The organism is Paenibacillus sp. UNC499MF (assembly GCF_900107975.1).
Taxonomy (GTDB): Bacteria; Bacillota; Bacilli; order Paenibacillales; family NBRC-103111; genus Paenibacillus_F.
Genome location: NZ_FNVF01000015.1, coordinates 35,975 through 50,209 on the forward strand (window position 1 = coordinate 35,975; position 14,235 = coordinate 50,209).

The window sequence follows — 14,235 nt, forward strand, 5'->3', positions numbered from 1 at the left end:
GAACCTCGCTTATTTTTTCAGCTCTTGAATGTAGACATGTTTTATCCCGGCCACGATATCTTCTTTGCTATCATGGAATTACATGAAATAACTACAGAAGGAGGTAATAACAAGTGGAACAAGGCATTATGTCAGTATCTTAAAATAAAAGGCGAGCAATTTAGCTACTGATGAAGCTGTGGCGCAATGCTTTACACATATCAACAAAGGCACAAAATAGAGAAAGGTGGTAAATATGAAAACAGTCGACAAAATTTATGAATCTATTGTAACCAATATTAGTACTGTAATTAATGGAGAGTGGGTGAAAGCAAAATTAGATATTGAAGTGATTGGTGAAATGGTTAGTTTCACAGGAAATTATTTGAGCAATAAAAATGAAACAAAACAAATAGATGTAGATGAATTTGATTTTCAACTAACATTTGATGTTCTTGAACTTCATAAAATAACGACTGAAGGCGGGAATAATAAATGGAACAGAGCTGTTTTTTCTGTACAACCTGACGGAGCATTTGATATGGAATTCATTTGGGATCAGGAACTACAAGATGAAATTGAAAGATTAGCATGACGCTCACCTACGATTGAGCGGTATAGCTGCGAAAGTAGAAAATATTGGAAAATCCGCTAAACAAAACGCCGCAACCCTATCATTCGGATTGCGACGCTTTTGTTTTCGTTCAATCATCCTTCTACCGTTCTTTAGCAAGCCGTGCTTCCAACTTGGCAATCAACTGCTGCACATGTGCCCGCCATTCGTCCCAGCTCGACGATTCCCGCCACAGCTCCGCCAAATCCCCCTCGCAGTCCCCCTCAATGTCAGTCCAAATCACGTTCAGATGCTCCAGCAAAGCCCCAAGCGCGGCACGATCGGCCGTGAACGCCCGTACTTGCGTCAAGGCGCGTTCTTCCTCCTCATGATCGTAATCCAAACTGCCACTCTCCAGAAACTCGATATACAGCTCCGCGAGGGCGAGCACTGTTCCGTCATAAAGGAAATCATCCTCACCAAACTTCGCCATCAATTCACCCAAATCCAACGTGTCACGAGGAAGCAAGACCTCTATCGCTGCCACTAGATCCAGCCCTTCATCACTTTCCAATGCTTTGATTCCCCATGCTCCCATTCGATGTCCTCCGGTCACTGTTCGTCTCTTTATTATATGGAGCATGTCCAATGCACGTCAAATGTTACCATGACTCCTTGAATGGCAACACCCTGCACTCACAAGGAGAGCTGATTCCGTCAAAAGGTAATCAAGACCGAAAGAATTGCGGAGAAAGTTCAGCTAACGAAGACGATAGTTTAACGAACAGGTTGCAATTGGTACATTTAGCGCTCATAAAAATCTCATTCATCGGCAGTTGTTCGACTTCAGCCCCTTTTATTGGACACGACCACCTTGCATTGACAAGGGGGTGACAAAGGGCACCTCATTCATGTAGAGGGTACCAAATCAAAGTTGCAGTACGGTAATTGGTTCGTTATCACAGATTTCACCGTTGTCACGAAAACCAAAGCTTTCATAAAGCTTTTTGGCAGCGAAGTTAGCAGCTCCATATGGAATCCAGCAGTACCGTGCCGGCCCTGCCGGAAAGGTGCGGATAAATTCCAAGATTTTGTTCATGGCTCCCCGGCCGTAGCCCCGGTTCTGGTATTGCTTGTCAATCATTAGTCGTAAGATACAATAGCTTTCGTCTGCAATTGATGGGAGCTCGTACCCGGTGATTCCATAAGTCAACATAACAAAACCGACGGGTTGCTCATCTGCATAAATGGCAAATGGAAATGGATGACCTCCATTGGTAGCAAGCACATAACAAGAGGCCATGCTTGACAGATTAGAAGCTACGAAGCGGCGTTGTTCTTCTGAAACTTCTAAGTTAAATATGGCACGTCGGTTTTCCAGCGTGATTTTTCTGAGAGTAATCATATAAAGCTTCTCCGTTCATATTCCTTGGTTCGTTCGTCTTAATCATTCATCCTGTTGCTGGCCTTACAATCGTTTGACCATATGAATGTCGCAGGGCTCTTTTTCAAATAGCTCCTCATCGACCTCCGGCGTAATGGCCGAACCGCAGCTCCTATAAAAATTTACAGCGGATTCCGTTTCCGTAGAGGAGATGTACAAGTATTTCGCGCCTTTTTCGACTGCCGCTTCGCTTAACTCTTTCATGATCCGGCTCCCGATTCCTTGTCTGCGGTAATCCCGGGTAACATACATCAGGTCTATCTGAAGCCGGTCCTTCTCCCGGCCTCTAAACGTATTAGCCAGGACACCGAACCCGACCAAGGTATCCCCGTCGTACGCTCCCACTGCCGTACCGCCGTTTTCGAGTTCACGCTCATACCGTGAAATGATCGAAGTATAATCGTCTTCTTTCCAGTTGGGGCATTCATGAGCGGTTTTAGTTTCCTCCAGAACTTCATCCTTACATGTGTAGATCCGCTCTATGGTTTCGGAACGGTCTATATCGCGTATTTTATACGAATCTTCGAGCTTCATCCGAACGATTGAAATCATACTCTTCCTCCCTATTGCATCGTTATAGGTCTGAACTCAATCAGGAGCCATCCGGGGATTTATCCACGCCTTTCAAACGCGAAACGATATATATTCATGTCTTTAATCGGAAAACGATGTTCTTGTCCTCCGACAAATAGCGACTTTCAATGGGACCTTGTTCCTGTCCCTGGGCTCATTTCTTTCAATGCAGCACGCCCCCACTGATCTACGAGCTTACAATAACTATCGGCGTCATGCATTTGTAGGCCACATACGATTGTCATGGTCCAAGCTACCTTTGGGAGTGATTGTAGAGCATTTACCATTCATTGAGATGATTACCGATTTATATTTTGCATAATTGCACTGTAAAGAAAATCTGCTAAACCCTCATTGCCATATTGATTAAAGTAGCTTTTGAATCGTGCATCGAATTTGTAGGTATGGGCTATGCAAGCCAGTAACTCTTCATCGCATGTCATGAAATGCATTAGATTTTCTTTCCACTCTTCGATTAATCGCTGCACTTCATCGGAGGAAGGATCCTGATCGATACAGGACGCAATTTGTTTATATATTTCTTCAATATCGGAAAAACGTTTCTCTTTTTCATCTGCTGATAAATTTTCCATCGTTTCATTATACACTTTGTACGCATCTGTTTCGCCATAAATGAGTCTTGCTTCATTGGCATACTGTTCTTTCAATGGCAAAACGGAAGAATGGTTAAAAATGTGCAAATTACTAATATCATTCCCCGAAACGTATTCATCGAGAGCAGTTATGATGTTTTCCAGTCTTTGTTTTCATAAAGTTTGTCCCTGCTTCTTTACTATTTGTCTCTGTTCTTGCCTGGTCAGCTTTAAAATGTCCGCAATTTCTTTCAAGGAAAAATCCAATTCTTTTAAGAATAAAATGGTTTGAAGTTTTTCCAAACAGCTTAGATGATATAGGCGATACCCTTTTTCCGTCAGATGTGTCGGTTTAAATAAATCGATTCTATCGTAATAATGCAAGGTACGAGCTGTAATGCCTGTTATCTGAACAATATCTTTAACCGCCAATAATGGTTTCTTCATCCCAAAATCCTTTTACTTCGTCTAGTATTTGAGCAGCAGGCGTTATCGTGGCCTCAAAGATCGTTTTCCCTGTTTTTCTTAAATAATACTGGATTAAATAATATCCGCAAGCGTAGCCGGCGCTGTAAGGCATATTGACCGGTTTAAAGTTCTGAAGTTCTGCGATCTCATCACCGTAAAGATACGGGGCAAATTGATCAAACCCCGTTAATTGCAATTGCTCTCGGAGTATGGGCTTAATGCGCCTGTTAAGTGTTTCTGCATTTGTTTTCGTTACCCAAGGGCCGAGCAATTCTTCTCCAAACATAAACGCAGCAAAGTTTTCAGCTAATCCTTCACTTACAATTAGCTCGCCCAAATTTACGGTGTGATCCCACTGAATAAATTGATATCGCACATTATGGTTGCATTCGTGCGCCAGCGCAGCCTTCATTCGAGGAATCGTGTACTCATTTGGCAAGAGTGTACCCCAGATAAACCCGGGGATCCCCCCAAAGCCGCTATATCCTTCGTTTATTGTTAAGGCACGGTTTTCCGGATTCCCTAGTTGAACGGTAAACAAATATTCAGATACGGGGAGACTTATTTCGTGTTCTATAAATAGACGGAGGCCTTTCCTTACAGCGTGCTCACACTCTAACCAAAAAGAATCTGAGGAAATCAACTCTACCTCAGATGAAATCTGCTGGGTAATCTGATCAGGAGATCGATGCATCATACTATTAAACGTAATAACGTCAAAACCATTCGCTTCTTCCGCTTTAAAAGGGATTTGTTGAATTTGCCATTGTTTCGTAAAGGGAGCCATCATTTCGTTTCTGAATAATTCAAGCTTTTCCTCGGGTGAAGCTTGGATAACTTTTTTATAAATATGATCTGAACGCAGTGATTTTATGTTCATCTCTCTCAACTCCTAGTTAGGTTAGTATTCTTAGAGAGAATTATGCACTATGACCTAACGTCATAGTCAAGACTCTTGAATCGAAATTAATTTACATGTTTATAAAACCATCCTGTTCGTTAGCTTAATGAAGCTGCCGATCAGCGCCGGCAGCTTCGTCCTGGTCGTTTATTCAACTAGTGTTTTCCGTTAGCGTAATAGGTATGGTTAGGGTTATGTTTTTCTACAAATAAGATTTCCATAAACCTAATTGGAGGCGAAACGCCGGGCGAACGCCACACATAGTACGACACCGATATTCACGATAAAAATCGGCCAGCCGATATATTCGTGCAGAACGACGGCCGTCAGCAGCAGGCCGAAGAAAGGCTGAAGAAGCTGCAGCTGTCCGACTGCGGCTATGCCTCCCTGGGCAAGGCCGCGATACCAGAATACGAAACCGATGAGCATGCTGAACAGGGACACGTAAGCTAGACTTAAAATGGCAGAAGTACTTATACCCGTCCATGAATCCGGCATGGAATAAAACGAGAGCAGCGACATAACGGGAAGTGAAAGAACGAGCGCCCAGGAGATCACCTGCCAGCCCCCCAGCCTCCGTGAAAGCCGTCCCCCTTCCGCATAACCGTACCCGCATACGAGGATAGAAGCCAGCATTAACGAATCTCCGGCCGGTGAAGAATCAGCCCCTTGCGATAAGGCGAATCCCGCCACGAGGAAGCTGCCCAGAGCCGATAAGATCCAGAAGGCCGGTTGAGGACGTTCACCTCCCCGGAGTACGCCGAAGATCGCCGTCGAAAGCGGCAGGAGCCCTATGTAGATAATGGCATGCGCGGATGTGACGTACTGAAGGGCCAAGGCCGTCAGCAGCGGGAAGCCTACCACTACGCAAAGTGCCACTAACACGAGCGGAACGATGTCGCTGCGGTGAGGACGCTGCTGCCGGAAGATGAGAAGAAGGGCTCCCGCCAACACCCCTGCAATCGCCGCCCGGATTACGGTGAGGAATAACGGATCGAAATCCGCCACGGCCAGCCGGGTTGCGGGCAGCGATCCGCTGAAGATAAGCACGCCAGCGAATCCGTTGATCCAGCCGCTTGTCGTTTTGTTCATTACAATCACCTCAAATAATTGTCCTATACAAAAATGCCCGATACTTTGAGTAAATAAAGAAATAAATAATCGTATATTACACTTTTGTATGAATAGTTGTATTATAATAGTCACAAAATAACCTGTATATTGATTATTTATCTATCTGTATGGGTACAGATATCGAACTAATCTCTGGATCTGGGGGGATTTTAATGACAAATAAAAAAGAAAATATTCTGCAAATTATCCGAGCGGATATCGTGAACGGTCTCGTTAAACCGGGCCAGAAGCTGCCCTCTATTCGTATGCAGAGCCGAAGATTCGGCTGTAGTCTTAATACCGTTATTAGTGTTTATCAGGAACTCGAAAAACAATATCTTATTTATTCGCGTCCGAAGAGCGGTTATTTCGTCGTAGCCAAAGAAGCGCTCCTTCCCCTGCTGCAAACAAAACGAATCGATTTCGCGTCTGCGGCTCCCGACCCCGCGTCAATCCCGCAAACGGATTTTCGCCAATGCTTGAACAAAGCGATGGAATTATTCGAGACGTCGATATTCACTTATCCCGATCCCCAGGGGCTGCTTTCTCTTCGAGAGGAGATCGCGAAGCTTTTTCAGCAGCAGCAGGTTTTTCCTTCGGCACGGCAAGTTTTTATATTTTCCGGCGCCCAGCAGGCTCTTCATCTTCTGGCCGGAATGCCGTTTCCCAACGGAAAAACGAACATTCTGGTCGAGCAGCCGACGTATTGGGGGATGCTTGCCGCACTTAAGTCACAAAGACAAACCGTAATCGGGGTCGAAAGAACTCCCGACGGAATTGACTGGGCCGCTTTGGAACGCCATTTTCAAAGCAACCAGATCAAGTTTTTTTATACGATCCCGCGTTTCCAAAATCCGTTAGGCACTTCTTACACGGCGGAAGACAAAAGGAAGCTGGCAGAACTCGCCAAAGCCCATGACGTTTACATTGTGGAGGATGATTATCTTGGCGATTTGGAAACAGATCGTAAAGCAGATCCGATTCACGCTTATAATGGGGCAGGTCATGTCATCTATCTCAGAAGTTTTTCCAAAGTGATGCTGCCCGGATTAAGACTTGCCGCTGCCGCAGTACCCGATTCGTTTGTTCCTGTCCTCCAGTGGCATAAACATTCGGCGGATCTGAGCACCTCGGTGCTTTCTCAAGGTGTGCTTGAGATTTATATGAAATCCGGCATGTATGCTCATCATGCACAGGAAATGAAATCCTTGTACAACAAGCGCATCCAACATCTCAAGGAAGTGTCAAACCGATTCTTGCCCAAAGATTGCTTATATACCGTTCCATCATCCGGAGGACTCTTCGCTTCCATCCGGCTTCCGGATTCCGTTTATGCGGAAGATCTGGTCAGCCGTTTGGAGAATCGCGGCGTGGATGTCCTGTCGGCCGACAGGCATTTCCTTAGTACTTTTCCCAAGCCTCACTTGCTGCGTATTAGCATTATCAGGACCGATGAGCGGGATATTGAAGAAGGTATCCGTATTATCGCAGAAGAATTGGAGCGTACCCCGATTACAAGCAGCTCTCCTAAGCCGTTCTTCCGGTTATGAGCAGAGCAGGCACCGGATAATAGCGCACAAAAAAACCTGCCGTTTTCGACAGGTTTTAATCCTTCATGCGTTCCGTTGGTTCTTCTATCCTTGGGTGTTATCGTCCTCTTTATATTCTAAAAGATCTCCAGGCTGACAATCGAGAGCCTTGCAGATCGCCTCTAAAGTCGATAACCTAACCGCTTTTGCCTTCCCGTTTTTCAATATGGAAAGATTGGCCATCGTAATTCCGATTCTCTCCGAAAGTTCGGTAACACTCATTTTTCTTTTAGCCAGCATCACGTCAATATTAATGATAATCGCCATGTTATTCACCTCAGACCGTCAAATCATTTTCAGATTTTATATCTATCGCTTCTTTTAACAGCTTTTGGAGAACAGCCGCAAAAACGGCAATGACCATGGAGGCAAAAATAAGGACCAAACCGATCACTATGATCCCGGGAGCGTCGTCTTTCTCCGCCAAAAGATAGAAAAGCGGCATGCCTGCGACATACAAACCGCCGAAAATGACGGCACAGATTTTTATGGTCTTCAATGTCTGTACGGATAGCTCCGAGAAAGCTTTATTCTTGTCAATGTAGCTTAAAAGTTTGAAAGCCTGATACAGGGCAAAGTAAAAGGGCAGCGCCGTTGCGTACAAATCAATCCATAGGAGATATTTCAAGTAAGTATGTTCCGGATACAATTCCGCTGCAAAATTCCCGATTCGGGGCACCAAAAAAATACACATGGCAAGAACCGGAACTCCGATAAGAATAAGAGCCACCTTTAAAAAGAGAGTTGTTCCTCGTTTCATAACGCACCTCGCTTAGTTATTGTTCGTATTGAATTTAACACAAAATTTATCGTAAAACAATATATTTTAATTGCTTTAGGATATGTTTTGATTGTTTTATTCATACCTGTTTATTTCACGCAAAATAAAAAGCATCTCTCTTGGCAGAGAAATGCTTCTTAACTTAGCACGATTCGATCATGACCCCATCCGTTTAACCCGCTTTGACTCCATGAACAGCGCCCTTAAAAGCGGTCATTAATTTTGACCAACAATTCCTTTAAAATCCGCTTCTCCTCTTCGCTAAGGGCTTGCACGATCTCGTCCTCCACTTTCTGAAAGGAGTCATTAAAGGCTTCAATCAACTCAACGGCTTTTGGCAGAGCATATATATTTTTTTGCCGTTCATTATTGGCGGGGATTTTTCGTTCGATGTATCCTTTCTTCTCAAGACCTTGAAGCAGGCTTGTAATGCTCGCTCCGCGCAGATGAAATCGGTCGGCTAGATCCTTTTGGATTAAATTGTTTTCCTGGTTCCGGTAAATATAGTCGATTATTTTTCCTTGCTGCGCGCTTAATCCCAATTCTTTTATGCTTTCATCCGCTTTTTTCTTTAACTTGAGGCCAATAACCTGAAATAATTCCAGATAAGGCGTATCCTTGTGAGATTTCATGCTTGTACCTCCCCTAAATGTTAGAAGGCTAACTTTTAACAGTTAAACTATACGAAAATTATTTCTTGTTGTCAAATAAAACTTAAATTGTTGACTGTTAGAATTCTAACTGTTATACTCCGAATTGTCTCATCAACTACACAAGGAGGAATAACATTATGAAAAATAACGCTCAAAACTCTTCGTCAGAAAAAATTACGGTGATTACAAACGCACGTATTTTCGATGGGGAAAAACTTATCGATTCGAGCCATGTAGTTATCAAAGGGGAAACTATTGTTGCGGTTGGTGGAGATGTTCCGGCACATGCAACCGTCATTGATGCAAAAAATGCGACATTAATGCCGGGCCTGATCGATGCGCATGTTCACACTTCCATCGGCGGACTGCGGGATGCTTTGAAATTCGGCGTTACGACAGAGCTCGAAATGAACGGTGATTTTACGGAAAGAGGACGTGCGATTCAATTGAAAAATGTGGCCGACGCTGCCGATGTCCGTTCTGCCGGCACAGCGATTACCGCGCCAGGCGGTCATCCGGATGAACTGCTGCCCGACGGGGATGAAATTCCTGAGTTCGTATTAAAAGAACTGGAAAAGTTATCGAAAGAAGACCGGGAAGCTATGCTGGCCGCTTACGCTCACGATCACGAAGAAATCCCCCAAGTGACGACTGTGGAAGAAGCGGTCAAACATGTGCATACCCAAGCGGAAAACGGGGCCGACTATATTAAAATCATGATCGAAGAAGGAACGGTTATGGGCGCGCCCGGCCTGCCTGTTTTAAGCGACGAGATTTTGAAAACAGCCGTGGAAGAAGCCCATAAGCTCGATAAAATCGTCATTGCCCACGTTTTGACCGCTCATTCTTCGCAGACCGCCATCGATATTGGAGTGGACGGATTGGGCCACTTGTTCATCGACAGACCCGAAAACACTGCCGAATTAGTAAAATCCATAGCCGAATCGGGCGCGTTTGTGACACCGTGCCTGGTATTGAACTCGTCCATTCTTGGGAATCCGGCATCGGAATTGGCGAATGATCACCGTGTGTCTTCCAAATTAAGTCCCGAATGGATCGATATTTTGAACTCCAGCTTCAATACTTTTCCTCAAGGCAGTATGGAGAATAGCTATAAAAACGTGATGGATCTTCACCATGCCGGAGTCGATATTCTGGTAGGAACGGATGTCTCCCCTGTTCCCGTTCCGAATCTCGGCGGTCTCGCCCACGGCGCCAGCGTACATCATGAAATGCAGCTGCTGGTCAAGGCCGGGTTCACTCCCATAGAAGCGCTTCAGTCCGCTACCTCAAAACCGGCCCGCCGCTTTGGTCTTAACGATCGCGGCCGAATTTCCGAAGGCGCACGTGCTGACCTCATACTGGTAAACGGCGATCCGACAACCGATATTTCGGATACCTTGTCGATCGAAGCCGTGTGGTTCAAAGGCGCGCAGCAGCTACAGCTATAGCTCATTCAATTGATACAGGCACTCTGTTAAAGAGTGCCTGTTCTTTCCATTACAAGGTCATGGCGTGCCCATATCTCGCAAGGAACGCTTCCTTCGATTTGTAATCCTTCATCACGCTGCCGACGCGCCGCCAGAAGGACCGATCGTGATTCATATGCAAGAGATGGCAAAGCTCGTGTATGACGACGTAATCAATAACGTCCAGGGGTGCCATTGCCAAACGGTAATTGAAAGTAAGATGCTTAGCTGAGCTGCAGCTGCCCCACTTCGTTCGGGACTCCTCGATGATAAAGGATTTGGGCGTGACCTTCAGCTGCTTCTGATAAATTTTGATGCGCTCCCCGATCACCTTCTTGCAGCTCGCGAAGTAAAACTTCTTCAGATCATCTTGAAGCTCTTGCTCTGTACGCCCGTTTGTTTCGATTAACTCATGAAGCGGATAATACCGGCCAAGATGAAGAAACTTGCCTTCTTCTTCATACTCCCGAAGCTTCTGAGGTTGGCGAGCGGTCTCAATCGCCTGCAATTGCTTTAAAATTATATTCTCATGCTGCCTTACCGCGTTCGTCACCACATCGTCAGCCGTATGATTTGGCGCCTTCACCGTGACGAGTCCCGAAGGGTCGATGTGGATGGAGAGTTTTTTGCGCGGACCGTACTCCACATGAATGTCTATTTGCCGTTGGCCGAGTTCAATTTTCATCATCCACATCATTTCCGTTCGTTTTTAGATGGACAAGCAATTTTTCGTTAAAAAGGTAAAACACGCACCGTAAATTACTTTACGGCTTGGCTATCATTATAACACCGGACCGCAGTTTTACCACCTGGTACAGCCTCAAAATTCAAAACAACCCGGTCATCACTGACCGGGCTGTCTGGTGCTCCCTATTTCATTAACGTTTGTCCCAGCCGGCTTCCAGCGTTACGAAATGACCCCTACTTTAACCTCTTAACCGCAAACATGTGCCTGATAATGGGCCGTATACTCAACGTATCCGCCATCATTTGAAACATGCTGGGAAGTGATTCCCTTGAGGTACCATGTAGTCCCGTTCTCGGTAAAATGATCCGAAAAAATTCCCGTCCGATTTTTTAGATATCTGTTCTGAATCGTATCATTGCAAGCAGCGGGAGTCGAAGTGTCTGCTGCGGCAAAAACCGGTGCCGCCGAGAATAACAGAGATAACGAAAGTGCCGAGTTGATTAAAATTTTCTTCATCATCATTTAACATCCTTTCACAACCGAATTGTTTTATTGCTTTTACAGCAGTGCCCGCCATGTTAAAATTTTTTTGGCATCCTCCTCTGCTTCTGGATTGAGAATGAGTACTCTGCTCTCGAATTCAAATTAACATTTATGTATGATATTAACAATAACTGTATAATCGATCGTCATCAGATTACCATGTAAAGTAATTTAATTACCATAAAAAGGATACATATCGTTTTAAGTGTTCATTTTACAGGTTTCATGTCTATTAACAGTCTATAAACCGACTTATATATACTAATAAATGCAGACATGGTACCATAAATATGTATTTACACCATTCAATGTGAAAAGGAGTTGTGTTGATGAAAAAGGTTATGAAAGCAGGCTTGTCGGTTGTTATGGCTTCTTCGCTCCTAATAAGCTTATCGGGAATGGCATCCATTGGACATGCGGCGGACAACAAGTTACTTCAGGGTCCTGGGTCCACTAGCGGATTGGCTGAAGAGACCGATCGGACCGCATCTGTTTTGAATTCCGGTGATAATCTGATTGCGAATCCGGGATTTGAAGACAACTTGGCAAGCTGGACCAATTGGGGAAATACCGCGGTCGTCACCTCTCCGTCCTTTGCGGGAGTAAAAGCGGCTCGTGTCTCTTCCGGTGAAGGAGGCGCGGGGCAAATCATTTCGGGCATTTCACCGGGAACGACCTATGTTTTGTCCGGTCACGGCAGCGTAAGCGCCTCTTCGGATACGGCCATTGTCGGTGTAGATTGTTTAGACGTAAATAACAATGTACTGGCCAAGAACACTTTAAGATTTAATCAAACGCTGTATGAATTTAAATCGACTGCTTTTACGACCGTTCCAGGCACCGCCAAACTCCAGGTATACATATATAAAAATGCCGATAGCGGGGCAAACGCTTATTTGGACGATCTTAGTCTTAAAGCCAGAAGCGGTGTCCAAGCGATAAACAAGGACGTCAAAGCCATGTGGGTTTGGCAGGAAACGACTTCTGTGCTGCAGGATTCAGCGGAACGTTCGACATTGTTTCAATTCGCTCAGGACAAAGGGGTTAACGTTCTTCTTCTTTACATAAACAAGACCCATTTGACCACCAATAACTCGCAGCTTAAGCAATTTATCTCTCAAGCACATGCACAAGGAATACGGGTGGAAGCGGTAAGCGGAGAGATAGATTGGGGATTGACAGATAAACATTCGATAGGGCTGGAAAGAATAACCGATGTCATTACCTTCAACGGAAGTGCGACAGCGAACGAAAAATTCGACGGTGTGCATCAAGATATCGAAGTTTACCGGAATACAACACTATGGGAAGCTAATAAAGCCCTTGTCATGCAGCAAGCTCTTGCCTATATCGATAAAGCCAAGGCACTTATGAACGGGACCGGTATGACATACGCTCAAGATATCCCGAGATGGTATGACGGTGCGGAATACACGGTTACGTACAACGGCGTCGATAAAGGGTTTTATAAGCATTTGATCGACCGGCTGGATTGGGTTGGATTGATGGACTATACGGACCGGTATTCCGACGGTCAATGGCAAGCCGTCCGGGACGCCCAGAACGAAATCGACTATGCGGCACAGGTTGGCAAAAAAGTTACCGTAGGACTTGAAACGATTGATCCCGTAACGGCGGGCGGAGACAGCGTGACCTTTTACGAAGAAGGTTTGGACGATCTGGATCGCGCACTGGCCGCATTAAAAGCTCACTACGACGGACATGCCGGCTTTGGCGGCGTCGCGGTGCACAGCTACGGCAAACAAAAAGGAAACGCCTATTATTCTCTGCCGGTTAAAGCGGTGAATCATTACTAGAGACGTTATTAAAGCGAAGGGCACTCCCTAAAGGAGTGCCCTTTTCTTTTATATCTATAGTCGGTTTCCGCTTTAATCTCTTCGATGGATACCTTGTCCAATCTTACCTCTCCGGCTACATAGTATGTTCGGGCTGTTTGGACAATTCACTGAAATATTCGGCAACGACCTCGCGGAATTCCATAGCAGCCCGTGAAATATACCGGCTTTTGTGCCAAATTAGAGCGATTTCCCGAATCAATTCACGGTCCTCTACATGAAGATAGCGGATATGTTCTCGTGAATTCCTTGCCGTACCCGGTATGAAGGCGATGCCGATTCCCGCTTCCACCAGAGCGCTCAGCCTTGCGGGCTCATCTCCCTCATACACATATTTAGGAGCAAATCCGGCCGTTTCGCACAGCGTGTCCACCTGATCGCGAGTGCCGTAACCTCTTTTTACCCCTACAAACCACTCATTCCTTAGTTCTGCCAGAGATACGCTGCTCCGGTCCGCCAGCCGGTGCCCCTCGGGAACAGCAACAAGAATCGGATCGATGAATACGATCTGACATTCGATCTCATCCCCTTGTATGGGAGGAGATGACAAGCAGAAATCGACCTCACCCCGATGAAGAAGCGTAACCATTTCCCGTGTAGTCAGCATTTGTACATGAAAATGGATAGAGGGCCGCTTTTTGCGGAACTCCCGAAGAATATGGGGTAAGGTGCTTGCGGTAGTCACCGCCAATTCGAGTGTGCCCTGTTCCGGGCTGGACAAATCGCCAAGCTCCTGCTTCCCCTGCTCCAGCTCGAATAGAGCCCTCTCCGCACGGCGTAGGAATCTGCTGCCGAATTCATTCAATCTCAGCTTCCTCCCTATCCGGTCGAACAGAGGAACTCCCAGATCCTCTTCCAAGCGCTGAATCGTTTTGCTTAGGGACGACTGGGTAACGTGCAGACTCCGGGCGGCTTCGGTCATATGTTCCAAACGGGCGACCGTGAGAAAATATTGCAGTTGAAGAAGTTCCATGCGTGCCTCCCTTTATTCCTTCAAATCTATTAAATCATAACATGAAATGCGTTGGAATA

15 protein-coding genes and 1 pseudogene are annotated in these 14,235 nt (G+C 45.5%); 4 read left to right on the forward strand and 12 right to left on the reverse strand.

Features of this window, described 5'->3' with window-relative positions; genetic code table 11:
* The first annotated feature begins 235 nt into the window (after positions 1–235).
* On the forward strand, positions 236–574 hold the full coding sequence (locus C4S74_RS22175; protein WP_103997521.1) for an immunity protein YezG family protein: 339 nt from the start codon (positions 236–238) through the stop codon (positions 572–574).
* A 121-nt stretch (positions 575–695) separates the two neighbouring features.
* Here the strand turns inward: C4S74_RS22175 and C4S74_RS22180 are convergent, their stop codons facing one another.
* The 6 genes and pseudogenes from C4S74_RS22180 to C4S74_RS22205 all read right to left on the reverse strand — a co-directional run bounded on the left by C4S74_RS22180 (position 696) and on the right by C4S74_RS22205 (position 5,603).
* Positions 696–1,130, reverse strand: a complete 435-nt coding sequence (locus C4S74_RS22180) for a DUF4259 domain-containing protein (RefSeq protein ID WP_181024507.1) — start codon at positions 1,128–1,130, stop codon at positions 696–698.
* Between the two features lie 330 nt (positions 1,131–1,460).
* Positions 1,461–1,937, reverse strand: a complete 477-nt coding sequence (locus C4S74_RS22185; protein ID WP_103997523.1) for a GNAT family N-acetyltransferase — start codon at positions 1,935–1,937, stop codon at positions 1,461–1,463.
* Positions 1,938–2,000: 63 nt separating this feature from the next.
* A complete protein-coding gene (locus tag C4S74_RS22190) occupies positions 2,001–2,528 on the reverse strand; it encodes a GNAT family N-acetyltransferase (RefSeq protein WP_103997524.1) in 528 nt (175 codons plus the stop codon).
* 320 nt (positions 2,529–2,848) lie between these two features.
* Positions 2,849–3,589: pseudogene (locus tag C4S74_RS22195) on the reverse strand (MerR family transcriptional regulator).
* Positions 3,564–4,490 (reverse strand): DUF2268 domain-containing protein, encoded by a 927-nt coding sequence (locus tag C4S74_RS22200; protein WP_103997525.1) that lies wholly within the window; start codon positions 4,488–4,490, stop codon positions 3,564–3,566. The pseudogene C4S74_RS22195 and the gene C4S74_RS22200 overlap by 26 nt, the downstream one beginning before the upstream one ends.
* 246 nt (positions 4,491–4,736) lie before the next feature.
* Positions 4,737–5,603, reverse strand: a complete 867-nt coding sequence (locus C4S74_RS22205; protein ID WP_103997526.1) for a DMT family transporter — start codon at positions 5,601–5,603, stop codon at positions 4,737–4,739.
* A gap of 194 nt (positions 5,604–5,797) precedes the next feature.
* Here C4S74_RS22205 and C4S74_RS22210 point away from each other — a divergent pair, with 194 nt between their 5' ends.
* On the forward strand, positions 5,798–7,174 hold the full coding sequence (locus C4S74_RS22210) for a PLP-dependent aminotransferase family protein (RefSeq protein ID WP_181024508.1): 1,377 nt from the start codon (positions 5,798–5,800) through the stop codon (positions 7,172–7,174).
* An 84-nt stretch (positions 7,175–7,258) separates the two neighbouring features.
* On the opposite strand, the gene C4S74_RS22215 is transcribed toward C4S74_RS22210, so the two are convergent.
* The 3 genes from C4S74_RS22215 to C4S74_RS22225 all read right to left on the reverse strand — a co-directional run bounded on the left by C4S74_RS22215 (position 7,259) and on the right by C4S74_RS22225 (position 8,626).
* A complete protein-coding gene (locus tag C4S74_RS22215; protein ID WP_103997528.1) occupies positions 7,259–7,480 on the reverse strand; it encodes a helix-turn-helix transcriptional regulator in 222 nt (73 codons plus the stop codon).
* A 10-nt stretch (positions 7,481–7,490) separates the two neighbouring features.
* A complete protein-coding gene (locus C4S74_RS22220) occupies positions 7,491–7,973 on the reverse strand; it encodes a DUF2975 domain-containing protein (RefSeq protein ID WP_103997529.1) in 483 nt (160 codons plus the stop codon).
* A gap of 224 nt (positions 7,974–8,197) precedes the next feature.
* Positions 8,198–8,626, reverse strand: coding sequence for a MarR family winged helix-turn-helix transcriptional regulator (locus tag C4S74_RS22225; protein WP_103997530.1), 429 nt, complete (start codon positions 8,624–8,626; stop codon positions 8,198–8,200).
* A gap of 158 nt (positions 8,627–8,784) precedes the next feature.
* On the opposite strand from C4S74_RS22225, the gene C4S74_RS22230 reads away from it, so the two are divergent.
* A complete protein-coding gene (locus C4S74_RS22230; RefSeq protein ID WP_103997531.1) occupies positions 8,785–10,098 on the forward strand; it encodes an amidohydrolase family protein in 1,314 nt (437 codons plus the stop codon).
* Between the two features lie 49 nt (positions 10,099–10,147).
* Here the strand turns inward: C4S74_RS22230 and C4S74_RS22235 are convergent, their stop codons facing one another.
* Together C4S74_RS22235 and C4S74_RS22240 are read right to left on the reverse strand one after the other, a co-directional pair.
* Entirely contained in the window at positions 10,148–10,801 is a 654-nt protein-coding gene (locus C4S74_RS22235) for a M48 family metallopeptidase (protein WP_103997589.1), read from the reverse strand.
* 249 nt (positions 10,802–11,050) lie between these two features.
* A complete protein-coding gene (locus C4S74_RS22240) occupies positions 11,051–11,323 on the reverse strand; it encodes an LCI fold-containing protein (RefSeq protein WP_181024509.1) in 273 nt (90 codons plus the stop codon).
* A gap of 353 nt (positions 11,324–11,676) precedes the next feature.
* On the opposite strand from C4S74_RS22240, the gene C4S74_RS22245 reads away from it, so the two are divergent.
* Entirely contained in the window at positions 11,677–13,164 is a 1,488-nt protein-coding gene (locus C4S74_RS22245; RefSeq protein ID WP_103997533.1) for a carbohydrate binding domain-containing protein, read from the forward strand.
* Positions 13,165–13,279: 115 nt separating this feature from the next.
* Here C4S74_RS22245 and C4S74_RS22250 read toward each other — a convergent pair whose 3' ends face one another.
* Positions 13,280–14,176 carry a LysR family transcriptional regulator gene (locus C4S74_RS22250; protein ID WP_103997534.1) on the reverse strand — a complete coding sequence of 299 codons (897 nt, stop codon included), beginning with the start codon at positions 14,174–14,176 and terminating at the stop codon, positions 13,280–13,282.
* Positions 14,177–14,235 lie beyond the last annotated feature (59 nt).